This is a genomic window from Natrinema salifodinae (genome assembly GCF_900110455.1).
Classification (GTDB): domain Archaea; phylum Halobacteriota; class Halobacteria; order Halobacteriales; family Natrialbaceae; genus Natrinema; species Natrinema salifodinae.
Genome location: NZ_FOIS01000007.1, coordinates 31286 through 51561 on the forward strand (window position 1 = coordinate 31286; position 20276 = coordinate 51561).

The following is a 20276-nucleotide window of genomic DNA, read 5'->3' on the forward strand; positions in this document are numbered from 1 at the left end:
AAGGCTACCACAGGCCTATCGCGTCGGCTACCTAAAATCGCAAGAGGAAGTCGGGATGCCCACCATGTCTACCGGTCTTGGCCCTGAGCGATAGTCCTGTATATTGGAAAGCGCGCGCATTACGCCCGCGGAATCAAATAGTACAGCAAAATTTCATGAAACGCGCCTACGCACACGTGAGAAGCAACTCCACCGACCGACCGCCGCCAATCGACCTCGAGCCGTCGTATCGCAATTCCAACTAACGAATTATCAACATCGCAATTCCCGATCCAGTGTTCAATCAATGAACCAACCAGCATCCGCTCCGCATGGATCAGACTACCACAATCAAGACGAGCCGGATCAGCATCGAACTGAGGGACGTCGACGAAGAAATACTGTGGCTCTTGCTCGAGGGCCGCTGCACGCCGCGCTACCTTGCCGGCGAGATCGGCGTCGTCCAACAGTACATCTCGCAACGACTCTCGAGACTCGTCGAGAACGACGTCGTCACGAAGGTCGATCGCGGACTGTACGAGCTGCCCGACGAGTATCGCCAGGAGGTGACGGCCGATGAGTGAGACCACGTCGCCGGGCTCGAAGTTCAACCCCTTCAACTGGCCAGACCACCTCCGACAGCGCCGGACCAAAGACCCAGACGAGCCGTCAGCTCGAGACGTTCATGATCCCCATACGTGGGAGGACCCGGACCCGTCGATCCGCGAACGACTCACGCCGAGTACGGCCGCCCAGTGGCTCTTACTCGGTGCTGGCCTCTTACTGTCTGCTGGGTTGGTCCTGTATCTGTATCCGATATTTGGAACGACGTTCAAGAATCCGCTGGCGCTTGGTGCGTTCGGATTCCTGTCTTACAGCCTCTTGGTGTACCTGAAAGGCCGGCAGGACGGCATTCAAGCCTACATCGACATGGCAAAGTCGCTGGTCTACTACGGCGACGACTTCGATCTCCGCCTTGGGGAAGAGCAAGGCGAGCAAGCCGGTCGGTCGCTGTTTTCGCCCTACGTCGATCTCTCCTATGGTGGCTTCAACTCCCGCCCGCTCAAGAAGCGAGACCTCCCCTACGAGGCGTCGAAACTCCGGTCGAACCGGAGCGACGACGCGGGCGAGGAACCCGTCGTTGATCGACTGAACGCGACGACGGTCACGAAAGAGACCGACAACTTCGGCACGGTCATGTTCACCCACGCCTCGGACCTCGAGTACGACGAGTTCGGGCTCTACTCGGATCGCTATACGCCACTGCCGAACGAAATGGACGAGGATGTCGTCGACAACGTGAACCAGCTTATCGACAGTCTCGAGCACTCGATTAAGACGCTTGACCAGAAGGTCGACATGTACCAGGAATCCAACGAAGAGCTTCGTAACGTCAAAGAGAGCCAGACCGCGCCGCAACTCAAAGAAACGCTGCAACTGCTGGGTATGCTCCGTGGGATGTTCGACCAGGACGGCCGCCGAACGACGGACGTGGAGGACTTCGAGAACCCCTACGACAAACTCGAGGAGGAGATGAACCAATGAGACGCATCACCACGGCCCTGCTTGCACTGCTGGCGATCTCGTCGCTGCTCGTCGCCGCGTCGGGGACTGCCTTCGCGGATGAACGAGCGGAGGTAACGGTCTCGCAACCGGACTACATCGACGCTGAGGTCTCGACCGACCGCGCCGAAAACGCGACCGTCTACCACGCCCACGGCCCCGAACAGACGCTTACACTCGAGAATGCGAACTACTCGAACGTGACCGACGTCGGAGTCCTCGACGGCCCCGGAACGATCGAACCGAACGACGCAACCGAGACGTTCACGTTCGATCCGCAGGGCAACGAGGCAACGACACGCGTCTATTTCGACGTCCGCGAGAACGGCGCAACGACGCGGTATATCGCTGATGTTCGCGTCTCAGACGTTGCGTGGGCGCACGTTCCCCAGAGTAAGTACGACGACCAACAGGACGAACTTTCAACGTGGGAATCAGTCAAACGCGACGCCCAGAACATCGCACCCGGGCAGGACCCAACGGAGACGATTCGGAGCGGCCTCCAGAAAGAGGGTTTCTTCGCGTCCCCCGGCCAGTCGTTGCTCAACGACATGATCGGGACGGTGACGATGCTGTTCTGGACGCCCGGCGGGCTCGTCATCGGCGGTCTGATCCTCGCGATTGTGGTCGTCTCGATCGCGAAACACTACCGCTACCGGAACCGCACGCAGAAACAGTTCGCCGAACTCGAGGAAATGCAACGCGAGATCGACGACGCGTGGCTTCAGAAGGCTCGAAAGATCATCCCGCAGATGAGCCTCAACGAGATGTTCCCCGACCACATCGCCCGTGCACTCCGTGACCACCTTGGTCGGAACACGTGGCTGGCGTTCAAGCAGTACAGCCTCTTCCGGTCGCCGGCGTCGGTCAAAGGAACGATGCTCCAGATGATGGCCCAGGTCGGCTACGTCGGCCGCCTCGAGTACGACGAAAACGGCCAGCTTATCGAGGCACGTGCGGTGAAAGGCTCGCTCGAGGACGATGGTGACGATGACGGAGAGTCGATCCCGATCTCCGACGGCGGCGAGCGAACCGGCCACGTGGAAACGTTCGACCTCTCGAATCTCGAGTACGAAAACGACCGTGCTCGCGAGATTATCGAGATGATCCCGGCCGACGACCTCGATGAGCGCGTGTTCGACGAGGAGATCGATATCTCGCGGGTCAACTTCCCGATCGACAACGACGAGGTGAGCGACGCCGAGCTGATCGACGAACTGAACCCCTCCTTCCCCGGCGACTTCGAGGACCGCGAACAGTACGCTCGCGTCCTCGCTGAACTCATGCAGTTCGTCGCCGACCACGACACGTACACCGACGACGAGGGCAACGTCCGCCGGGAGATGGACCTGCTGTCGTTCCTGATGGAGATGGATACAATTCTCCACGACGAGGCAGACTTCCCGCCCGCGTACATGTACCAGAAAGAGTTGCTGTGCGCTGCTGAACACATGGACAAAGGTGAGCGACTGAACGAACGCGTCGAATCCGCCGAACTCGACGGCGTCTCGAGTTCCCGAATCAACCTTGATGGCGTCGGAGGTGCTGACTGATGGTCCTGCGGCTACTCGAGAAGAGTGCACCGGTGAAACTCGAGGGAACGGACCGCTTTGCCTTCCGTTGGGGGCTGGCGTACATCATCTTCTTGCTGGCCGCCTCTGCGGCCCTGTTGCGTCTCCTCGGGGGCTCGAGTACTGTCAGCCAGTGGCGGACGGCCGTCTCGTGGCTCGCGTTCGCGACGCTGATCTTCTTCATCGCCGCGGCGAACAGCTACCTCAAGTACGACGCGACCGACGAACGCGAACGCGACCACCTGCGGGCGATTCGGCCCCAGTTGATCAACGTCTCACCGACGAAACTGACGATTCACCGAAGCGAATCCCTCGCCGGCTATCACGACCGGATTCTCGGGCTGTTCGACGGCGAACGGCCCGACGACGTCGCGACGGTCCGTGAATCGCTTGCAGAGTTCCGCCAGGTATGGGACGAACGGACCCGTGTCCTGCCGGGGCTTGCCTCGAAGTTGGCCTACGAGGGTGCCTTTATCCTCGTTGCTGGGTCGGTCCTGTACCTCCCGATATCGTGGTGGTCTGGGGGCGAATCAGCCGGCTTCAACATCACGCTCGAGCCGGTTGTCTCACTCCTTGGGACGCTTGCGACCGCGTTCCCCGGCTCGGAGGTTGCCCTTCCGCTTGGCCTGTCGCTGGTTTTGCTCGCCGGCGAAGCGCTGTACCGGCACTGGTTGGCCCTGTCGCTCACCCTCTTTGCCGGCGCGGCCGTCATTACGTGGCTCGACCGTGTCACCGCCGAGGATCTGGACGTAACGCTGTACCCCGACCGACGGGTCGCGGCCAGCGGCCTGGTCGGTGTCCTCGCGATGATCTACGTCGTCGGGGCGGCCGTCGCGACCGTCGTCGGCGGACTGTTCGGACTCGTCGGCCTATCGATCATCGGCGACGTACTCGGGCTGCTTGCGGCCGGCTTTATCGCCGTCGTGTTCGGCCGAGACGCCGTCGCCGACCTGCGTGCCCGTCTCGTCACGCGCCAGCAGTGGCCCGACGAGAACACCGAACTCGTGGCCGTCTACCTCGTCTGCCGGAAGGTCTTCGCGGCCGCTGGCTTGCTCTGTCTGCCGCTGGTGGTCGCGTACTCGGTGTCTGTTGTCGGGAGCGGCCGCCTCTTTGCCGTCGCTCTCGAGGTGGCCCGCGCCCCGTGGCACATCAAACTCCCTGCGGTGGCCGTCGTTGTCTTCGCGCTGGCACTCGTCGCGCGGAACTACCCCGATCTCGCCTCGCAACTCCGCGAGGCCTGCCGCCGGGCGCTGAGTTCCCAGCTCGTCCGCGGGATGTTATTTTCTCGTGGGATTCCGATTCTCGCCGTCCTCGTCGGCTTCGGGCTCTCGTTCCCATTTGCCGTTCAGTCCGGTGCTGGCCCGCCGGCAGCGATCCTCGTCGGCATCATCGTCGGAGCGTTCGCGAGACTCGCGACGATGGCATGGCAGGCGTCGAAATACCGCTTTATCGACTTCGCCAACCGCGATAGCGGCCGGTCGGAGGTCGTTGTCGAAGCGTTCACGCTCGAGGACGCCGACGGCGAGGACATCTATGTGGCCCGCGTGGACGGCCACGAACTCGCCCACCGGGACAAAGACGTCCTCGTGGGCGTCGTCCTGAAAGAAGTGCGTGAGCGCCTCGAGAGCGGCGAGATTCGCCCCTCATTCGCCCACTACTACTTCGAAGAAGCGACCGAGCACGGTCACGTCGATATCGGCTTTGTCGCCGACGAGTACCGCGGTGATATCAAGACCCGCATCGACGCGACGCTACGCGAGCACGATGGTGAGCTCGAGGTCGAAAAGCTGGACAAAGAAATGAAAGCAGAGTACGCCGACGCCGCGTACAAGCAAGCGATTCGGGCGCTCGAGGGACGCGGTGAGATCGACGTTCGGCGCGGGAAGTACGTCCTGCACTGATGTACGACGATCCGTCAGTGTGGGAACTCGGCCTCATCGCGGCGATCATCCTCGCGGCAAGCGTCCGCGACCGCCTCGAAAGCGACCCCGACCCCATCGAGGAGGCCAAACGCCTCTACGCCGAGGGCATGATCGACGAACCAGAACTCGAGCGCCGCATCGAGGAGGCCGTCGACGACGACCACGAGGCGATCCGGCTGGTCGTCGAGGACGTCAATGGCGTCTCTGACTCACGCTCGAAGGCGATCGCCCGCGAGTACGACTCGCTGGACGAGCTGCGTGCGTCCGATCGGGAGAAACTCGAGGGCGTGCCGGGGATTGGAGAGGAGTTGGCCGAGGCCGTGCTCGAAAGGGTTCGATCCACCGGAAACGCGGAGTGATAGGTACGTAACCAGGCTCTATCGAGTATGGGAGCGTGATGGGCTCTCGCTACCACTCTCATTATGTAACTTATCGATGGCCCAGGGAGTGAATAGGTACAATGTGATTTCGAAGTTATTCAGACAGAGGTTGATCGCAATTTCTTCAACCATACATATATAGTGTAATTACGAGTGACCCATTTAAAGAGAGACCAGCTTAGAGAAGTGCCTCTACCTCGAAAGCGATCAACACGTAGGCCGTATCTATCGATCTACCCAATGCGTGTGCACGAGCACGCCAACAACACCCGCAGCCCCAATTATCGTTGCGAGTTTTATCTCGAGTGACAGCGATCTCCTAGATAGGAGCAACGCGACTCCACCGAAAAACACAGCGAACCCAACCGTATGAGTGACGCCACGATGGGTTAGCAGTTCATCAAGGCTGTGTCCCGCTCCTTTTGCAACTGCCGCAAGCCCGACTACCAGTACACTACTACCAACCACGCTGACGGGGAGTTCTGTCAGTCCGAGCGCAGTCACCAATTTCAATCCGACCATCCTCGGTATCCATGGATTTTGTACGGACACGAATAGAGCCCCAACGACAGCCGTGCCGATGAGGATTTTCCCAAGGTATCGTCTCGGGATAGACGAATGGATGTCGATATCTGGAAGCACTGATCCTATTAATAGAACAGTGAATACGCCTCCGATTAGAATTGCTATCGTTCGTGGGGGATAGCCCTCTTTAATCGCATATGTGCCCGCAAGAGCGGCAGCAACGATCGCTACGATTGCTCCCGCTCGAACGTGTTCGTCGAACCCACCCATTTTGATCAGGTAGAACCAGAACCTCACATGATAAAGAAGTTCGTGAACGCGAGACCGTCACACAGGAGCTACTCACGAACCTCGTCGATACTCTTCGAGACGTCTTCCATTTGAAGGTCTGAATACGCTTCGTGTGTTGTCTCGATAGACTGGTGCCGCAACGCTTCTTGAGCCTTTTCGGACATGCCATTCGCGTACAGGTCGCGACCGAGCGCCCGTCGAGCGCCGTGGAGCGTGAGATAGTCGTAATCGCCGTCGGGGTCGATGTTCGCCTCTTTCGTGAGTCGTTTCAACAGCCGGCGAACGCCCTCTTTGGAGATCGACGGCGGCGGGACCTCATGTTCACGGTGTAGCGAGTCGAGAACCTCGGTTTTCCCCGCGTCGCCCCTACCCTCGAGTGCCGCAGATACCGCTTCCTCACTGACCGTTTCCTCGAGTCGGTCCTTTTTCGATCCATAGTGGCCGGTCGGGAAGACTGGCCACTCGTCGGTCGGCGGCTCGAGGAAACCGTACCACCGATCGAGCACGTTGTGAACGCTTTCGGGGAACGGTGCCTCTTCGTACTCGCGAGACTTTCCATACACTTCGATCAACTGCCGGTCGAAATCGACGTCCGACCAGCGCAGGCCCGGTCGCTTGTCGTCTTTCGGGTCGGCGAACAATTCCGCTCCGCGTGCGCCGGTGCCGCCGAGCATCACCACGATCGCCCGGTCGCGCAGTGCCGTCTGTGCGTCGGTTCGGATCGTTCCCTCGAGCGCCATGTCGACACGCTTGGTCGCGTAGTGCTCGAGTTGCTTTCGGTCGCGGTCTGACCAGTACTGGGTTTTCCGCTTCCCGTCGTCCTGCGGGAGTGGGTCCTCTGCCGTGTTCGTATTCGCCGGGTTCGTCTCGAGGTGCTGTTCGCGGACACACCACGACAGGAACGCCCGCACGTAGGCGAAGTACGTCTGTGCCGTCGACGCCGCGAGTCGTTCGTCCGGGTCGTCCTCGAGTTTGACCTTATCGTAGAGGTGTTCGCTGAACCGGCGGACGTGTGTCGGCTCGAGGTCGCCGACCAGCTCGACGCCGAGTTCGTTCCGGCAGTGTCTCGCGAATCGGTACAGCGGCGAGCGCATGGTCGTCTCGGACCCGTCGGCTTTGATCTTGTACCGTAGGTAGTCGTCGACGGCCTCGCGGACAGTCGTTCCCCCGGAGTTAGCCCGTCTCTCGCTGGGTGTAGACATTCGTATGTGGGGTACAGTGTCTACCCTAGTAAAGTCCCTTGGTTAAACTGGTATTTAGCCAAGTGTATCAAATAAGGCCTGTATCGTCTAATATCAGTACTTTCGAGACCCAACACCGCAAAATAGTATTCTATATACTGTATGTCGCTATAGCTTTCTTTCCTCTTCGATTAACTCCGCGACACGTTCTGGTTCTTCCGACGCTAATCGCAAGACGGCGTCGTGAATTTCCCGTTTTTCTTCGTCTCGAATACCTGCTTTTCGCAGTTCAGGGATGATCGTGATACCGAGCGCGTCGTCGAAATTGTCCCACGTCTCGCCTCGAGCATAGAGCGGCCGTTGTCGAACCTCGGAGTATTCGAACGGCGGCCCCTCGGTTCCAGCACTCTCCTCTGTCTCTCGAGTAGGCTTGTCTGACGACTGTTCTCGGTGAGTATCATCCGAATCAGATTCTGACGACGAGTCGGCATCGCTCTCGAGGTCGTCGAACGGATTGCTCATCGATCGACACCTCCGTTCGAGACGATCCCCGCAAGCTCCTCGTAGTACGGGATTTGGTCGCTCTCTGGGTCGTGATCCTGCAGCGGCTGGTTATGCTGTAGCGACCGGGAGAGTGCCGATCGGTGGCGAATTCCCGGCTTCGGCGTCGCGATCTCCCCGCTATCGATTTGGTCGAACTCGTCAGCCGTGATCCGAGCAAAGTCCGGTACTGCTTCTTGGAGCGGTTGTCCAGGGTTGACCTCGTAGCTGGCCGTATTGAGATTCTCGAGAAGTTCGCGATCTTCGGTCTGCTGGTCGATCCGGTCAGAGAGTTTGTTCGGGACGACCGCGAGTACGTCGACGTCGATGTACTCACGTGCGGGTTCGATGAGTCGTTCCATCGTGCGCTTGTAGCCGCCGATCGCGCTCGAGCCCGGTTCGATCGGGATCATAACGTTGCCCGTCGCGACGAGGGCGTTGTTGTTCAGCATGCCCGGATACGCCGGACAGTCGAAGACGATGTAGTCGTACTCGTCGCCGAGAAGTGGGTCCACGATCTTCGATTTGACCCTCGCCGATCCCTGCATTGCCCCAGCAAGGTCTTTCTCAACGTCCTCGAGCGTGTTCGACGACGGTAGCAAGTCGAATCCGTACTCGGTTGACTGAATGAGGTCTGCCGGCGTCGCATTGCCCTCGAGAATTACGTCGCCGAGATTCACGTCGCCCTGGTAGGCGTCCTCGAAGCCGAGGCCGTTTGTTGCGTGGCCGTTCGGGTCCAGGTCAGCGAACAGGACATCGCCGCGCTCAGCGAGCTGCCGAGCGAGGTTCATCGAAGTCGTGGACTTTCCGACGCCGCCCTTGAGAATGACGACACTAACTGCGCGCGGATCGTTCGTAGCTGCCATATTATGTGACTCCGTCCGCTGCAGTAGGCGCAATAGGAGCCTATTGTGCCGAGTACTGTTTCAGCGGACGATATACACGTCATTCTATAGGTTCTTAGTTCTACTGCAATAGCTACAATAGGTACCTCAGGTAAGGTAGCTACTGTGCCTATTGTACCTACTGCACCTATTGTAGATAGTGCACGCCGCTATCAGACAATAGCCACTCGACGGGGAGTAGGAGTCACAGGCGGCAAAGCCGCCCCAGTTGAAGCTGGTATTTGGCAGCCGACAGAGTCGGCACTTGAGGATATGCTCGCAAGTAGGATAGGCGTTGTGTCCTACACGTAGTCATGCGTCTTCGTCGCTCTCATCTTCGCCATCGGCCTGGTCCCGAGATCTCGCCGCGCGGCCGGCATCTGTATCTGGCCAGTCTTCCCGCTGGTACTCACCAGGATGTTTGCTGTTGATGTGCTCGGTCAATTCTGAGATTTCGCGCGCCTCATATCCGCAGTCGGGATCTGGGCACTCATATACTCTGTTAGATGGCATGATTACTCAGCCTCCGGAATTTTGACTTTGTATCGGCAGTCCCTATTCGGACAATTCGTGTACGCACCCCGTGGCATGGAGCCAGTGTACGTCCAGGCGTGGTCGCACTCGTGACAGCGCATTCGGATTCCGTCGGACATCGATGTGTAGTACTACAAAATCTCACATAGAAGTAGCGGTCGAATCATCCCCTCACATTCGCCTACTCCACGGGCTCGAGAAATCTGTCCGGGGGCTTGATCGATGGTGGCTACAGTTTTTTCAGAGACATCGTGATAGAAGGTGGCTATGGATTCCGTTGAGGAAGACCCAGACAACTGGAAAGAGATGCGTGAAGTCGTCCTCGAACGAGACAATCGGAAGTGCCAATTCTGTGGTGTGAGCGATGACGCCCACAAACAACGGTACAACAAGGGACTTCATGTCCACCATCTGAACCCGCGTCGGAATGGCGGATCCGACAAGGAAGACAATCTACTCACTGTCTGTCTAGGCTGTCACAAGGCTCTGGAATCTGCGACGAAGAAGGCGATAACGAACCATCTGGAAGCAGTCCAAGAAACAGTTGAAAATATGCGTAAGCATGCTCGCATTGACCGTCACCAGGCAGTTGATGAGGGAGATACGCCACCCATACGCGATGGAATGATTCCGTGGTGGCACCTTCAGGAAATGGACTCGTGGAGTCAAGCAATCTACTATCTCGGACGTGCAGAAGGACTCAAGCTATGGGCTGCCGAGATAGAGGACGTGTTTCCGGACAGCGAATAAGTCGTTCAGCAGGTTGGTCGCCTTCCATTTCACTCACACTCCATAATACGTCTGAGGAGTCTTCGTCTTCTCTCCGTCCCTCCTCTCTCAGCCCAGACGCGAATTGCTATTGCTCCGATGATAAGGACGAAACCGACGGCAGCAAGCACGTACTCGATACCGTCGAAGACGGCTACAGCAGTTCCCGGTCGCATGACGATATAGCCTGCCACTAGATACAAGATCGAGCCGATGAAGATCGGCACGAAAGAGAGGTTCGTGAGTGCTTTGTGAATCTCATAGTCGGACATACGATTCAGTTGTGCCTCAGGTCGGTCACTCATATTTCTCCTCGGGGATTTCGACGTCGTCCGCAGCTGGGACGTAGTTGACGAACCCGCACGATTCGCAGACCAGCGCGATCTCGTCCTCCCGGTCGGTCTTGTGCCACTCGACGTGTCCCTCGTGTTCATGACCGCACTCGGGACAGCGGTAGTCTCCCGTGTCGGACGTTGCATCTCCCGTCATCGGTTCGCTTCACCCCCGAAAGCGGTCAACTGTTCTTGCGGGTTCTCCTCGTCGACAGCTCGCTCCTCAACGGGACAGATCCGATGAACCTCGCCGTCGATCGTCGCCTCGGCGTGCTCCTCGAGCGGCTCGCCACAGCGGTGGCACCAGTCCATCGAGACGTCTCGGTCTCCGATAGTGTACTCGTCCTCCATGTCTCAGTCCTCCTTGGTTTCCCACGGTAGCGCCCCGCAGACGTGACATTCTCCGTGTTCGGTCGTTGCCTCTCCGCAATTATCGCACTCGTATGCGTATTCGGGATTATCGGTCGTCATGGCTCAGTTGTCTCCCGTAGCGGGTAGCTTGACCCATTCGCTCGAGCAGTTAGCACACGGTTCGTCAGCCGGCACGGTGTCACCACAGCCACGGCAGACACCGCGAATAGTCCTCTTTCGAGACGAATCGCTCATAGTACCCCCGCGAATTTCCCCGCGACGAACGTCAGTGTCACGCCGATCGCCAAGATAGCGGCCATCAGCAGGAGTTCTCGATTCATCTGGCTCTTTGATTGATCGCTCATTCTTGACACCCGTAGCAGACCCAGAGTCCGCCGTATGCGCTACCTTCGCGCTCATTACACTCAGTACCACACAGACCACACTGGCGACCGAGATCAAGTCGGTGGGACAAACTTAGCTCACCTCGAGTTCTTCGTCGAACTCCTCGTTTCGTCGCTCTCGGCTCTTGAAGACACGGCCACAGCACTCGCAGTGACAGTCATAGCTGCCGTGGTACTCCGTGAAGTGCGTCCAGTGCGAGCCACAGTGAGCGCACGGTTCGGCCTCTTGGTCGTAACTGAGCGGGCTGACCTGAATCTGATTACCTTCGCCCGCGGACGTTGCACGGTCAGACATCGAGAATCACCTCGACGTCGTCCATTCTCGAGTGGCTCGAGCAGAACGGGTCGTCCGTCATGTGCGAGACTGCGTTCTGGCAGCGGCCACCGTCGGCCTTCTTCGCGACACACTGCTGGGTGATCTCGGCGTCATCCCGCCGATCGAGATCGTCGTCGGGCCCGACATCGACCCCGAAGCGAGAAAGTTGATGGTCCGCATTCATCGCTGATCACCACTCGGCTGTTCGTTGCACTCGCACTCGTCAAGAGCGCGGTCGACGAATCCCTGAGCCTCGTTGATCTCCGAGAGAACATCGCCGACCGGCGCATCCTTCGCGTTCTGGAGCGCGTGCTTAGCGCGTAGAAGGCTGTGTTTCGGTTCCTGCATTACACTGGCACCTCCGATCCGATAAGGACGTCTTCTTGATTCTCGTCGATGAACTGCCGTCGTTCAGCGTCATCGATCGGATCCGTCCCGTTGAGTGATGCACTCGGGTTGTTTCCGAGGAAACCAGGCCGCTTCATGTCGACCATGCGAGCGGCCTTCACGAGCTCGTCTTTCACATTGTCTGGATCGCCGACGAGAAACACCGTAACCGTGTTCTCGTGCGTCGAGTGGTCGCCGTCTGCTGCAACCTCGATCTCGAGTACTCGATTGACTCGCTGGGAAGATTGTTCGCTCATGCTATCACCGTCTGTTGAGTTCGCTGGTCTCTCTGGTCCGACCGGTACACCATTCCGCGCCTGTCGAGAGTATCGCCTAAGTCCTCGGGATACTCGCCGAAGACTGCGATGATCGACGGGAACGGGGCGTTTCTGACTTGTTCTCGAGGATCGCCGAACGTCAAGCGTCCTTCAAGGAACGCGACCGCGTCTGCCTTCGTCGCATACTTGTGGAACCACTGGGTCGATGTGCGAGCTGGCGCGAGAACCAGCACAAGATCGACATCCTCTCGGTTTGACTCGTTGACCGCCTTCTGCATCCACGACTCCATGTCCGAATACGGAGGATTACACCAGACAGTACCGAACCAGGCCTGTTTCAGCCCGTCATCTTCAGCGGTATACGTCTGCTCTGCGATCGACTTGCGTTCTGCTCCAGAACACGGATCGAGGTCGAATCCGCCGACAGCTTTCTCGAGTGAGCGGAGGAGTTCTGGGGGAGTGGACCATTCATCGGTCTTTGACCCGAAGTGTCCCGGCGGCGTGTCCCATTTTTCGCGATCAGTTCCTTTCTCGGACATTACGCGGACTCACCTCGTTTGCAGCGTGCGTGAACGTAGTCACCGCTCTCTACCGGCTGACCAACAGCTAAACCAGCGCGTAGCGCCCACTCCTCGTCGGCATACAGTGGTTCGTCACACTCTGGACAGCAAGGGAGGTCGGTCATTGGTTGAGCCACCTCCCGAGGTCATCGTGGCAGCCCTCACAGAGCTGGAGGAACTCTCGGTCGCCCTCCCAGGTTCGAGTCGCGAGATCGCCGCATCGATCACACGTGATCGGTTCGGGTGCGAACTCTGTTCCACCCTCCTGCATCTTTGAGCCTGGGGCTGGGTGATTTCTTCCGCTCATGCTGTCACCTCCGGCTTGAGCCGGCCGCTCTTTCGCAGTTCAGTCTCGCACGTCGAGCAGACGCCCATCTTCTTGCCGTCGATCCTGTACGAGTTCGAGACGTGGCCGTTATCGCAGACCTGACACTGACCAAGTCCGTTCATGCTTCTGCGTCACCTCCAAATTTCTCCTTGTGGACGTTCAGAACAGTATTATTTGAGACTCCGAACACATCTCCCACATCCCTGCTGGACATCTCGGTTGCGTCGTATAGGGATGCTATAGCCCAACGTTCGGGTGGTTTCACTTTCCGGTGTAGCTTCTGATGATCCTCGTTTGAAACCAACTCGAGGTTATCTGGCCTGTTATCCCAGTGGAGCCCATTCTCGTGATGGACATGGAGTTCCCCCGCTTCCTCAAATCCGAACTTTGCGACGGCCAATAGTCGGTGGACGAGGAGGTTGTTGTCACCAGATCTCCACTGCTCATAGCCCTGGGGATTCGTTGAAAAATTCGCGTGAAGGCCGTGATTCAACTGCTTGGCCTCTTTGATCGATCTTTTCTCGATCCCGTGTTCATCGAGCCATTTCAGCACGGTAGAGATGGAGCAATCGAACAGCTTGCGGATATCATTTGCTGCCATCTTTTCGTCGACATACAGCTTCTCCATCAACTCCTTGTCCCGCCATGGGTTCTGCTGTTCTTCTGGATACAGTTCATTTCCAGATTTACCGCTCATTGGTGCTCACACTCCTCGTTTGGACACGTCTTGCCGACCTTCCAGCTATTCGGTCCGTCTGACTTGGTGTAGGTCTCGTATGGAGTATCGCACAGGATGCACCGGCCGTACGGTGCCTCTTCCTGCTCGGTCCCATCGGCAGACATTACGCTGGCACCTCCACATCAACGCCAGCTTGCTCGAGGTACTCGTCGTCGATCTCTGCGAGCTTGCGCTTCGTCACGCGTGAGAAGTGATCCGGGTCGGGATCGGAACTCTCGAAGTCGTGGTATCCGAGGCCCACGACCTTCATGACGAACCCTTCGTTCGTCTCGACGTTGCGCTTGTCGACGCGACGCTCCACGTTCTTCTCTGCCACCGCGTAGGGCTGCTCCCGAGACTCGACGAGGCCGACGTACTCCTCCTTCGGATGGCTCGTGACGAGGTACAGGTGCAGGCGATTGCCTTCGTCTTCGGACTTATCAACGCCGCCGTCAGTCACCAGAACCGGCTCGCTACCGTCGTTCTCCGCACTGGACTCAGTGGATTCTTCCTCGAGTTCGTCCCACGACGGGGAAGAGCAATCGCAAGTACCCGTGCCGCTTGGTGTCTCGACGGTCGCCGACTCGACTTCGTCGGGCTGCCAGAGTCCGTCGTCAATCCGGTAGTCGCTCCCAATCGTCCACGCCTGGAGTCGGTCACTCCAGCGGGCGAATGGACACGACTCCAGGTCATCCTCATCGACGTCGAGTCCCTCGGCTTCCTCGTCGCTGAACGAGGAGCACGAATCGCATCTCCACGAACTGTGGTCGTGTGCATCCGTTGGTTCGCCCATGTGTGGCGTCGCATCTGGCTCGCGGACCAGTTCGCCACAGCACTCGCACTCGACGACAGCGTTCGATTGGTAGTGGATTGATTCAGTGATCAGCCCCTCCTGAACGCTCATTTCGACCACGGGGGCCGGTCGATCCGGTGCCTCGAGTTCGGTAGTGACCACTTCGAGGTCCTCGAAGATCGAGAGTCCCCAGCTCTTCCGGTGGCCGTCCGGCGTCTCACCGACGATCGTCGGCTCGTCTTTGAGCATTGGGTCGTCCGTCGGGCTCTCGATATCGACGACTTGGTATCGCGTTCGCTGGTCGCGCACGACGGTTCCCAGATAGGACTCTGCTCTCCGCTTGGTCTCGTTTTCGAGTTGATCGCTCGCTTGTCTCTCTGCCATACTACAGTATATTGTAGCCAACAACTTATAGCTAACGCATACTGTAGCCTACATCATACGGTAGCTTTACAGAACTGCGTAGCCTACCGTAAATTGTAACATGGACCGCACTGCACAGGCCGTCATGGCCGACGATGGACCGCGTGGACTCATGACGGACCGAGAGCGCGAGATTCTACTCGGAGACGCTGATGTAACAGAGAAATACTACGGAGTCGTCGTTACGCGCGTGCGAAAACGGATCGATAGGCTCGGCGAAAAGGAACTCGAGGCGCTCGAGAAACACGACAGTCTCGCCGACGAGCTGCGCGAAGCCGTCTGCAAAGACTAATCCTCGTCTTCGTCTTCTCCGACGTCCATCGTATACTCGTTAGCGCCGACCTTGCTGTTCTTCTCCTTGATCTCCTGTAGCTTCTCGATGTCTTCCTCGGAGAGACCGGGTTCTTCGTCTTCGTCGTCCGGCATACCAGGCGGTACGTCACGCGCGTTGATAAGTAGCGTTACAGTGCACAACCGGACATACCGCGGAAAGACTCTACCAGTCCGTCAGATCCACTGCTCGTTTCCGCAGACGGTACATTTCCAGTGATTGTCCCCCTTGTTCCCGCTGCGCATATTGATTCCGTCAGTACCACACTCCGAGCACTCGTCCGGTTCGTTCAGCTTCATAGGTCCACCTCGCTTGGATCGACTCCAGCACAGTCGAAACAGAGTGCCATTCCGCTGTCGTCCCGGCTGAAGGTCTGTCCGAGATTGTCCCCGCACTCGCTACACTCGACTGGGACGGTTTCGAAGCGAATCGCTTCGACCGCCTCGGCCGTCTGCTGTGCCTTCTCGACTTTCTCTCGAGCCGTGCTGAGCGTATTGTCCAGCGTATTTTTCGATATTCCCATCGAGTCCGCCGCAGCCTCTCGAGGAACCGCCTCGACGTCACGGAGGACAAACGCCTCTGCCTGCCGCTCAGTCAATAAGCCGGCGTTGGCCAGCTCGGAAACCGCGTCGTCAGCGTTCATTCGACGTCCTCCCATTCAAGTTCGACCGTGTGCGGTGCGTAGTGGCTGACCCGTCCAATATCGAACTCCTCGGGGAGTGAGTGTTTCAGTTCCTCCCAGAAGATCCGGCGTCCCTCTTCAACGAACTTCTCGATGCCGCCGCCTTCTTCGATTTCTTCTTCGGAAAACTCGCTGCGCGTATTGGCTTCGGTCGGCCACTCAACACCGCCGTAGGTGCTGAAGAAGTCCGTCTCCTCGAGCATGATCGTCTCAGGCGAGATGTGAATCGGTTTCTCGTTCCACTCGTCGTTGTAGTGAACACCCTGCTCACTCTCGTAGTATTCAGCCTCCATTTCGGCCTCGAACGGCGGGTACAGGCGAAGGACGTACGAGCGCCCCCAGCGGTCCGGTTCGTCCAGGAAGTTGCGCTTGAGTGCTTTCTTGAAGGTCTCGAACGAGATCGTGATTTTCTCGACCTTCGCGAGTCGGTCGTCGATCTGGTTCATTGGGTCGTCGCCGCCGTCGGCCGCAATCTGTTGCGCCATATTACTACAATACGGTGGTAACTACTTATACTTTACCCCCAATTGGTAGTAATGGGACAATCGGACGACAGACTAGATTCTCGGATCTAGCACACACCACGTTGCGAGTGAAACTTTCGAGCTGGAGGAAAAAGATCAGTCTGCGTTATCGAGCGTCGTCGAGATCTACATAACTCCCCTCAGTCGCAGAGAGCCACGCACCGTGAGCCGTATCCTCGCGCACATCGAAGATCTCGAACTCGTCGGGCGCGCCGGAATTGCGGACGTGAATCGAATCGATCTGGTAGTCGTTCAGCGCGACCCACTCGAAGGTATCCAGTCCCTCGCTCATTGATAGTACAGTACCTCCAAGTTTGATTGCTTGCCAAACGAACATCGTTGAAATATTGTGCGCATATTAGTGGAGCAGTTTTCCGAGAAGCGTGCTCGATTCCTCTTCGTCTTCGGCTTTCTTGACACGACTGACTATCGGGCGCTCATCGGGCTCCCATTCGTGCCGAAGACTACGGCTGCACCACGGGCAAAACTGGCCGCCGTCTTCCCCAACTGGAGAAGGGAATCCGCCACCACAGTCGGGGCATTCCCAACCGCTCATCGGCGACCACCCATCTTGTTGAACGTACACGAGGTGCAGCGTTGTGGGGTCATCCCTGTATCGGCCATGTTTCAGTTGTCCTCCATAGCGGATTGTTCGTCAACGACGCTCGTCGGCCAGAGGCGCCGTTGCACTTCCCACTTGAATTGCGGAATCAGGCCGCTCTCGTATCCCATCGCCATGAACCAACACGTCGCGCCAGTATAGACGCCGAGCCACGGTTCGGCGATGAACGCGATCGCCGCCGGACCGAACACCAGCGCGACTACGAGCCCGCCGCCGAGAAAGAGCAGCCCGTCGAACGTCCATTCCTCGTCGAGCGGAGCAGTGCTTTCGGTCATGGTGTATCAGTTCTCTCCATCTGAGTGCCTTCCTCCTGTTCTGTTTCCGTCTTGAGTGAGCGCTCAACTGATTCGAGTTGGAATTGAATGTCGGCGTACTCGTCGTGATCGTAGACACCCTTCGTTCCGCTCCGAAGGTCTGCCTCAGTGTTCTTCGTGAGTAGACACCGGGTGATTCCGGGGGCGTCTTCAACGTCTTGCCACGGCCCAAAGTAGATGAATCCGTCGTCGAACGGGTGTCTAAAGAGGATTCCACAGTACTGAGCCACCTGAAACTCTTTCTCGGTCAGTGTGATAACCAACCGTCGGCGTTCATCCTCGATGTAGCGGACGACCATATCGCCAGCTCTGGATTCAATCTCTTCCTCCGCGAACCACTCGCATTCAGTATCGTTACTCGACATCGATCTCGACCCCTTCTCGTTCTGCAACCGGTGGCAGTCGGCCCTTCTCTTTGAGACTCTCGTAGGTCGCCTCAGGGAGATCGCCGGCCATTGGATCTTTGACGGTCGTTACGTGCTTATTCGCCAGAAGAGAGACGACGAAAATGTCTTCGTCACACTCCTGGCATCGGATCACGCCGATATGACGGTCGGTGTCGAAGCGGAACTTCTGTCGGCGATCGCCGCAGCTTGGACACTCCGGGCAGTGTAGGTATTCGCTCATTCTTCGACCACCCGAACAGACCGTGAGTCACAGTCTGGGCATTCACCGTCCGGGCCTTGGAGTTCCGTTCCGTGCCCGTCCCAGCCGCAGTCTAAGCACTCGTAATCTTCCTCAACTCCGGGGAACGGCTCTCGGCGGGAGACCGGGACGCAATCACGGCTTTCGCGGTGGTCAGTCCCACAGGCCTCGCAGTCTTCGATCCAGTCCGACGGCGGCATCCACTCGGCACCACAGCACTCGCAAACCTGATCAACGAGGTCTGTACGGACGTCCTCGCTGTGGCTGTCGGTCTCGTGAGTCTGGTAACAGACAGGGCACTCTGCCTGCCAGTAGCTGTCGAGCAGCTCTTCTTTCGTTCCGACCGTCTTCATGATCCTCACCGACTTGATCCGGAAGACGCCCTCGTCGGTGGCGACCTTCTCACGGTCGTCGTAGCAGTGGTCGGCGACGCACTCGGCGTGAGCGAACTTATCGCCCGGCGATTTGTAGTGTCCCGGTTCAAGCGGGTCTACCGGCTCTCCGCAATACCGGCAGTCTGGTTCTTCCACTTCAGTTTTAGGTGGCGCTTCTGCCATACATATACGTTTCAATGTCCAATGGCATAGTTCTTTGGACTGCTTAACGCACCCCAACAGCACCCAAAGAGTTAGTGCGTATCGGAACGATAATGGCAGTATAGATGGCGGTCAAGAATATGGTCAACGAGAACTACGAACCGAACGCTCACGAGGACAAGGTGCTGGATTTTATCAAGGACGAACCCTGCGGTCGGGTGACGAACCGATACGTGCGTGAAGAGACCTCGATGCCAGCAGAGCGCGTCGATCCCGCGTTGAACAACCTCGAAAAGGCCGGCTGGGTGAAGCGACTAACGCGCGGATTCTACGAGCTCGTAGAAGACCCGAGAGACCGCTAACTGGTTCTTTTTATATTTTGGCTCTAGCCGCTTATATGGTATCGTGAATTACTAGAGCGCGAACGTGTCGAGGCCGGCTGCTTCCCGAGACCGGATCGCCGAACAGGTCGCTTCTGAGGGGTTCGACCTCACCCCCACAGAACCATCTGACGACGATTACCGATTCATCGCCGGGAAAGTGGCCGAACACGGGCCACCGATCTACTACGAAGAAGACGGGTACGAGGGCCGTGGCGAGGAGAACGCCAAGGCGATGGCGAACCTCCACGTTTACCGCCACGTCGTCGAAGGCCTGGACTCGTGGCCCGAGGTCGAGCGGCACCTCAAGACCACGCCCGGTGTTGCCGAAAACCTCGGTCTGGAGAAGCCGAGGAGCCGCGAGACGCTCCGTCTCTCGTGGAAAGAGCAGTTCGAAGACGAGAACACGAGAGAGGCGATTCGTTGTCTCGCGTGGGACCTTCGGGACTCGATCGGCTGGGGAATGGACGGCGTCCTCATGGCGATGGGCGTTGACGACCAGTCGCTCTCCTACCCGGAGTTTAGTGAAGAAGGTATCCGGCAGTCCGCGAAGGAAGACGCCTATGAGCGTATCGCGCCGATTCTCTACGACATCATCGACTTCGAACGAGCGGAGAACGCATCCGTCCCGTTCGACGATCTCGCCGACTACGCCGGCTGGCTCGCTCGCCGGCAGGACTTCCCCGAGTCGATGGAGACATACGCTGAAGAGCAAGGTCTCGACGAGGAACCGTTTGACCCGGAAACGTTCCGGCGGGCAGTGCGGAACAAGGAACGTGAGCGCGTCGTCGTCGATGGCGAGGTTCACTGGGTGAAGCCACGCGCGCACGTGGATGAAGCCGAACCTAACCCAGACCAGTATGATAGCTGGGAAGAACTGGAGGAAGACGGCGTGGACTGGAGCGTCGATCTCCTCGATGACCCCGGCGGCACCGACGACTGGCACTCCACGATGGAAGAAGGGATCGAGCAGTTCGTTGCCGAGCTGAAGGAAGAGGACATCATCGACGGCGAAGTCCCCGTCTGCATCGACGGTTCGATCCGGAGTTGGCACAAGCATCCGGAAGGAGCCGACAAGAGGCCGGACGGCGTCTACCAGGAGTCGTACTTCGAGACGAACTACGGCTGGAAGGATCTCACCGCGAACGCCATCATCGACGGTCGCTCGGTCGTATTGGCGAACGTCTCGAAGGTCCCTGGAGACCGGACGTTCC

34 protein-coding genes are annotated in these 20276 nt (G+C 58.2%); 9 read left to right on the plus strand and 25 right to left on the minus strand.

What is annotated here, in order from left to right; all coding sequences use genetic code 11:
* Positions 1-311: 311 nt before the first annotated feature.
* The 5 genes from BMY29_RS20230 to BMY29_RS20250 are packed head-to-tail and all read left to right on the plus strand — an operon-like array spanning position 312 to position 5394.
* Positions 312-563 (plus strand): winged helix-turn-helix domain-containing protein, encoded by a 252-nt coding sequence (locus BMY29_RS20230; RefSeq protein WP_049991460.1) that lies wholly within the window; start codon positions 312-314, stop codon positions 561-563.
* Entirely contained in the window at positions 556-1524 is a 969-nt protein-coding gene (locus BMY29_RS20235; RefSeq protein WP_143067761.1) for a hypothetical protein, read from the plus strand. The genes BMY29_RS20230 and BMY29_RS20235 overlap by 8 nt, the downstream gene beginning before the upstream one ends.
* Positions 1521-3095 carry a hypothetical protein gene (locus tag BMY29_RS20240; protein WP_049991458.1) on the plus strand — a complete coding sequence of 525 codons (1575 nt, stop codon included), beginning with the start codon at positions 1521-1523 and terminating at the stop codon, positions 3093-3095. The genes BMY29_RS20235 and BMY29_RS20240 overlap by 4 nt, the downstream gene beginning before the upstream one ends.
* Positions 3095-5014 carry a hypothetical protein gene (locus BMY29_RS20245; protein ID WP_049991457.1) on the plus strand — a complete coding sequence of 640 codons (1920 nt, stop codon included), beginning with the start codon at positions 3095-3097 and terminating at the stop codon, positions 5012-5014. Before BMY29_RS20240 ends, BMY29_RS20245 begins: the two co-directional genes overlap by 1 nt.
* On the plus strand, positions 5014-5394 hold the full coding sequence (locus BMY29_RS20250) for a helix-hairpin-helix domain-containing protein (RefSeq protein ID WP_049991456.1): 381 nt from the start codon (positions 5014-5016) through the stop codon (positions 5392-5394). The genes BMY29_RS20245 and BMY29_RS20250 overlap by 1 nt, the downstream gene beginning before the upstream one ends.
* A gap of 246 nt (positions 5395-5640) precedes the next feature.
* Here BMY29_RS20250 and BMY29_RS20255 read toward each other — a convergent pair whose 3' ends face one another.
* From BMY29_RS20255 to BMY29_RS20270, 4 genes are all read right to left on the minus strand, one after another.
* Positions 5641-6237, minus strand: a complete 597-nt coding sequence (locus BMY29_RS20255) for a metal-dependent hydrolase (RefSeq protein ID WP_074854890.1) — start codon at positions 6235-6237, stop codon at positions 5641-5643.
* A 41-nt stretch (positions 6238-6278) separates the two neighbouring features.
* Entirely contained in the window at positions 6279-7433 is a 1155-nt protein-coding gene (locus tag BMY29_RS20260; RefSeq protein WP_049991455.1) for a tyrosine-type recombinase/integrase, read from the minus strand.
* 147 nt (positions 7434-7580) lie between these two features.
* Positions 7581-7934: a DUF7970 domain-containing protein gene (locus tag BMY29_RS20265; protein ID WP_049991454.1), complete on the minus strand. Its 354-nt coding sequence runs from the start codon at positions 7932-7934 to the stop codon at positions 7581-7583.
* Positions 7931-8818, minus strand: coding sequence for a ParA family protein (locus tag BMY29_RS20270; RefSeq protein WP_049991453.1), 888 nt, complete (start codon positions 8816-8818; stop codon positions 7931-7933). The genes BMY29_RS20265 and BMY29_RS20270 overlap by 4 nt, the downstream gene beginning before the upstream one ends.
* Positions 8819-9637: 819 nt before the next feature.
* Here BMY29_RS20270 and BMY29_RS20280 point away from each other — a divergent pair.
* Positions 9638-10120: an HNH endonuclease gene (locus BMY29_RS20280; protein WP_074854894.1), complete on the plus strand. Its 483-nt coding sequence runs from the start codon at positions 9638-9640 to the stop codon at positions 10118-10120.
* 29 nt (positions 10121-10149) lie between these two features.
* On the opposite strand, the gene BMY29_RS20285 is transcribed toward BMY29_RS20280, so the two are convergent.
* The 12 genes from BMY29_RS20285 to BMY29_RS20330 all read right to left on the minus strand — a co-directional run bounded on the left by BMY29_RS20285 (position 10150) and on the right by BMY29_RS20330 (position 14989).
* Positions 10150-10410, minus strand: a complete 261-nt coding sequence (locus BMY29_RS20285) for a hypothetical protein (RefSeq protein WP_049991451.1) — start codon at positions 10408-10410, stop codon at positions 10150-10152.
* 25 nt (positions 10411-10435) lie between these two features.
* The gene (locus BMY29_RS20290) at positions 10436-10627 is read right to left on the minus strand and encodes a hypothetical protein (protein ID WP_049991450.1); all 192 of its coding nucleotides are present in this window, start codon (positions 10625-10627) and stop codon (positions 10436-10438) included.
* Positions 10624-10821 (minus strand): hypothetical protein, encoded by a 198-nt coding sequence (locus tag BMY29_RS20295; protein ID WP_049991449.1) that lies wholly within the window; start codon positions 10819-10821, stop codon positions 10624-10626. The genes BMY29_RS20290 and BMY29_RS20295 overlap by 4 nt, the downstream gene beginning before the upstream one ends.
* Positions 10822-11298: 477 nt before the next feature.
* Positions 11299-11520, minus strand: a complete 222-nt coding sequence (locus tag BMY29_RS20300; protein ID WP_049991448.1) for a hypothetical protein — start codon at positions 11518-11520, stop codon at positions 11299-11301.
* Positions 11513-11725 carry a hypothetical protein gene (locus BMY29_RS20305; protein WP_049991447.1) on the minus strand — a complete coding sequence of 71 codons (213 nt, stop codon included), beginning with the start codon at positions 11723-11725 and terminating at the stop codon, positions 11513-11515. The genes BMY29_RS20300 and BMY29_RS20305 overlap by 8 nt, the downstream gene beginning before the upstream one ends.
* Positions 11722-11889 carry a hypothetical protein gene (locus BMY29_RS21305; protein ID WP_160290118.1) on the minus strand — a complete coding sequence of 56 codons (168 nt, stop codon included), beginning with the start codon at positions 11887-11889 and terminating at the stop codon, positions 11722-11724. The genes BMY29_RS20305 and BMY29_RS21305 overlap by 4 nt, the downstream gene beginning before the upstream one ends.
* The gene (locus BMY29_RS20310) at positions 11889-12185 is read right to left on the minus strand and encodes an HAD family hydrolase (RefSeq protein WP_049991446.1); all 297 of its coding nucleotides are present in this window, start codon (positions 12183-12185) and stop codon (positions 11889-11891) included. Before BMY29_RS20310 ends, BMY29_RS21305 begins: the two co-directional genes overlap by 1 nt.
* A complete protein-coding gene (locus BMY29_RS20315; protein WP_049991445.1) occupies positions 12182-12745 on the minus strand; it encodes a DNA N-6-adenine-methyltransferase in 564 nt (187 codons plus the stop codon). The genes BMY29_RS20310 and BMY29_RS20315 overlap by 4 nt, the downstream gene beginning before the upstream one ends.
* A 142-nt stretch (positions 12746-12887) precedes the next feature.
* A complete protein-coding gene (locus BMY29_RS20320) occupies positions 12888-13073 on the minus strand; it encodes a hypothetical protein (protein ID WP_074854896.1) in 186 nt (61 codons plus the stop codon).
* Entirely contained in the window at positions 13070-13216 is a 147-nt protein-coding gene (locus BMY29_RS21310; RefSeq protein ID WP_160290117.1) for a hypothetical protein, read from the minus strand. The genes BMY29_RS20320 and BMY29_RS21310 overlap by 4 nt, the downstream gene beginning before the upstream one ends.
* On the minus strand, positions 13213-13791 hold the full coding sequence (locus BMY29_RS20325) for an HNH endonuclease (protein ID WP_049991444.1): 579 nt from the start codon (positions 13789-13791) through the stop codon (positions 13213-13215). Before BMY29_RS20325 ends, BMY29_RS21310 begins: the two co-directional genes overlap by 4 nt.
* A 145-nt stretch (positions 13792-13936) precedes the next feature.
* Complete coding sequence (locus BMY29_RS20330) at positions 13937-14989, minus strand: hypothetical protein (protein WP_049991443.1); 1053 nt, start codon at positions 14987-14989, stop codon at positions 13937-13939.
* 100 nt (positions 14990-15089) lie between these two features.
* Here BMY29_RS20330 and BMY29_RS20335 point away from each other — a divergent pair, with 100 nt between their 5' ends.
* A complete protein-coding gene (locus tag BMY29_RS20335) occupies positions 15090-15320 on the plus strand; it encodes a hypothetical protein (protein ID WP_241471314.1) in 231 nt (76 codons plus the stop codon).
* On the opposite strand, the gene BMY29_RS21315 is transcribed toward BMY29_RS20335, so the two are convergent.
* From BMY29_RS21315 to BMY29_RS20370, 9 genes are all read right to left on the minus strand, one after another.
* Positions 15317-15454: a hypothetical protein gene (locus tag BMY29_RS21315; protein ID WP_160290116.1), complete on the minus strand. Its 138-nt coding sequence runs from the start codon at positions 15452-15454 to the stop codon at positions 15317-15319. The genes BMY29_RS20335 and BMY29_RS21315 overlap by 4 nt on opposite strands.
* Positions 15455-15535: 81 nt before the next feature.
* Complete coding sequence (locus BMY29_RS21635) at positions 15536-15658, minus strand: hypothetical protein (protein WP_275041257.1); 123 nt, start codon at positions 15656-15658, stop codon at positions 15536-15538.
* Positions 15655-16002: a sigma factor-like helix-turn-helix DNA-binding protein gene (locus BMY29_RS20340; RefSeq protein WP_049991442.1), complete on the minus strand. Its 348-nt coding sequence runs from the start codon at positions 16000-16002 to the stop codon at positions 15655-15657. The genes BMY29_RS21635 and BMY29_RS20340 overlap by 4 nt, the downstream gene beginning before the upstream one ends.
* The gene (locus tag BMY29_RS20345) at positions 15999-16526 is read right to left on the minus strand and encodes a DUF8009 family protein (protein ID WP_049991441.1); all 528 of its coding nucleotides are present in this window, start codon (positions 16524-16526) and stop codon (positions 15999-16001) included. The genes BMY29_RS20340 and BMY29_RS20345 overlap by 4 nt, the downstream gene beginning before the upstream one ends.
* Before the next feature lie 145 nt (positions 16527-16671).
* Complete coding sequence (locus tag BMY29_RS20350) at positions 16672-16857, minus strand: DUF7511 domain-containing protein (protein ID WP_049991440.1); 186 nt, start codon at positions 16855-16857, stop codon at positions 16672-16674.
* Between the two features lie 335 nt (positions 16858-17192).
* Positions 17193-17462 carry a hypothetical protein gene (locus BMY29_RS20355; protein ID WP_049991439.1) on the minus strand — a complete coding sequence of 90 codons (270 nt, stop codon included), beginning with the start codon at positions 17460-17462 and terminating at the stop codon, positions 17193-17195.
* Positions 17459-17866 carry a hypothetical protein gene (locus tag BMY29_RS20360; RefSeq protein WP_049991438.1) on the minus strand — a complete coding sequence of 136 codons (408 nt, stop codon included), beginning with the start codon at positions 17864-17866 and terminating at the stop codon, positions 17459-17461. The genes BMY29_RS20355 and BMY29_RS20360 overlap by 4 nt, the downstream gene beginning before the upstream one ends.
* Positions 17856-18128 (minus strand): hypothetical protein, encoded by a 273-nt coding sequence (locus BMY29_RS20365; protein WP_049991437.1) that lies wholly within the window; start codon positions 18126-18128, stop codon positions 17856-17858. Before BMY29_RS20365 ends, BMY29_RS20360 begins: the two co-directional genes overlap by 11 nt.
* A complete protein-coding gene (locus tag BMY29_RS20370; RefSeq protein ID WP_143067762.1) occupies positions 18125-18703 on the minus strand; it encodes a hypothetical protein in 579 nt (192 codons plus the stop codon). Before BMY29_RS20370 ends, BMY29_RS20365 begins: the two co-directional genes overlap by 4 nt.
* A 119-nt stretch (positions 18704-18822) precedes the next feature.
* Between BMY29_RS20370 and BMY29_RS20375 the strand changes: the two genes are divergently transcribed.
* Both BMY29_RS20375 and BMY29_RS20380 read left to right on the plus strand, forming a co-directional pair.
* Positions 18823-19044, plus strand: a complete 222-nt coding sequence (locus BMY29_RS20375) for a hypothetical protein (protein ID WP_049991492.1) — start codon at positions 18823-18825, stop codon at positions 19042-19044.
* A 64-nt stretch (positions 19045-19108) separates the two neighbouring features.
* On the plus strand, positions 19109-20276 hold a 1168-nt coding region (locus tag BMY29_RS20380; protein WP_143067763.1), incomplete at its 3' end, for a hypothetical protein.

Coding starts and splice junctions, on each gene's coding strand:
- BMY29_RS21635 (WP_275041257.1), bottom strand. CDS start 15,658: ATGAAGCTGAACGAACCGGACGAGTGCTCGGAGTGTGGTACTGACGGA.
- BMY29_RS21305 (WP_160290118.1), bottom strand. CDS start 11,889: ATGCAGGAACCGAAACACAGCCTTCTACGCGCTAAGCACGCGCTCCAG.
- BMY29_RS20240 (WP_049991458.1), top strand. CDS start 1,521: ATGAGACGCATCACCACGGCCCTGCTTGCACTGCTGGCGATCTCGTCG.
- BMY29_RS20355 (WP_049991439.1), bottom strand. CDS start 17,462: ATGACCGAAAGCACTGCTCCGCTCGACGAGGAATGGACGTTCGACGGG.
- BMY29_RS20260 (WP_049991455.1), bottom strand. CDS start 7,433: ATGTCTACACCCAGCGAGAGACGGGCTAACTCCGGGGGAACGACTGTC.
- BMY29_RS20245 (WP_049991457.1), top strand. CDS start 3,095: ATGGTCCTGCGGCTACTCGAGAAGAGTGCACCGGTGAAACTCGAGGGA.
- BMY29_RS20330 (WP_049991443.1), bottom strand. CDS start 14,989: ATGGCAGAGAGACAAGCGAGCGATCAACTCGAAAACGAGACCAAGCGG.
- BMY29_RS20285 (WP_049991451.1), bottom strand. CDS start 10,410: ATGTCCGACTATGAGATTCACAAAGCACTCACGAACCTCTCTTTCGTG.
- BMY29_RS20375 (WP_049991492.1), top strand. CDS start 18,823: ATGGTCAACGAGAACTACGAACCGAACGCTCACGAGGACAAGGTGCTG.
- BMY29_RS20270 (WP_049991453.1), bottom strand. CDS start 8,818: ATGGCAGCTACGAACGATCCGCGCGCAGTTAGTGTCGTCATTCTCAAG.
- BMY29_RS20370 (WP_143067762.1), bottom strand. CDS start 18,703: ATGGCAGAAGCGCCACCTAAAACTGAAGTGGAAGAACCAGACTGCCGG.
- BMY29_RS20310 (WP_049991446.1), bottom strand. CDS start 12,185: ATGAGCGAACAATCTTCCCAGCGAGTCAATCGAGTACTCGAGATCGAG.
- BMY29_RS20280 (WP_074854894.1), top strand. CDS start 9,638: ATGGATTCCGTTGAGGAAGACCCAGACAACTGGAAAGAGATGCGTGAA.
- BMY29_RS20350 (WP_049991440.1), bottom strand. CDS start 16,857: ATGAGCGAGGGACTGGATACCTTCGAGTGGGTCGCGCTGAACGACTAC.
- BMY29_RS20290 (WP_049991450.1), bottom strand. CDS start 10,627: ATGACGGGAGATGCAACGTCCGACACGGGAGACTACCGCTGTCCCGAG.
- BMY29_RS20300 (WP_049991448.1), bottom strand. CDS start 11,520: ATGTCTGACCGTGCAACGTCCGCGGGCGAAGGTAATCAGATTCAGGTC.
- BMY29_RS20360 (WP_049991438.1), bottom strand. CDS start 17,866: ATGTCGAGTAACGATACTGAATGCGAGTGGTTCGCGGAGGAAGAGATT.
- BMY29_RS20335 (WP_241471314.1), top strand. CDS start 15,090: ATGGACCGCACTGCACAGGCCGTCATGGCCGACGATGGACCGCGTGGA.
- BMY29_RS20315 (WP_049991445.1), bottom strand. CDS start 12,745: ATGTCCGAGAAAGGAACTGATCGCGAAAAATGGGACACGCCGCCGGGA.
- BMY29_RS21310 (WP_160290117.1), bottom strand. CDS start 13,216: ATGAACGGACTTGGTCAGTGTCAGGTCTGCGATAACGGCCACGTCTCG.
- BMY29_RS20340 (WP_049991442.1), bottom strand. CDS start 16,002: ATGAACGCTGACGACGCGGTTTCCGAGCTGGCCAACGCCGGCTTATTG.
- BMY29_RS21315 (WP_160290116.1), bottom strand. CDS start 15,454: ATGCCGGACGACGAAGACGAAGAACCCGGTCTCTCCGAGGAAGACATC.
- BMY29_RS20325 (WP_049991444.1), bottom strand. CDS start 13,791: ATGAGCGGTAAATCTGGAAATGAACTGTATCCAGAAGAACAGCAGAAC.
- BMY29_RS20250 (WP_049991456.1), top strand. CDS start 5,014: ATGTACGACGATCCGTCAGTGTGGGAACTCGGCCTCATCGCGGCGATC.
- BMY29_RS20320 (WP_074854896.1), bottom strand. CDS start 13,073: ATGAGCGGAAGAAATCACCCAGCCCCAGGCTCAAAGATGCAGGAGGGT.
- BMY29_RS20365 (WP_049991437.1), bottom strand. CDS start 18,128: ATGAGCGAATACCTACACTGCCCGGAGTGTCCAAGCTGCGGCGATCGC.
- BMY29_RS20295 (WP_049991449.1), bottom strand. CDS start 10,821: ATGGAGGACGAGTACACTATCGGAGACCGAGACGTCTCGATGGACTGG.
- BMY29_RS20265 (WP_049991454.1), bottom strand. CDS start 7,934: ATGAGCAATCCGTTCGACGACCTCGAGAGCGATGCCGACTCGTCGTCA.
- BMY29_RS20345 (WP_049991441.1), bottom strand. CDS start 16,526: ATGGCGCAACAGATTGCGGCCGACGGCGGCGACGACCCAATGAACCAG.
- BMY29_RS20235 (WP_143067761.1), top strand. CDS start 556: ATGAGTGAGACCACGTCGCCGGGCTCGAAGTTCAACCCCTTCAACTGG.
- BMY29_RS20305 (WP_049991447.1), bottom strand. CDS start 11,725: ATGAATGCGGACCATCAACTTTCTCGCTTCGGGGTCGATGTCGGGCCC.
- BMY29_RS20230 (WP_049991460.1), top strand. CDS start 312: ATGGATCAGACTACCACAATCAAGACGAGCCGGATCAGCATCGAACTG.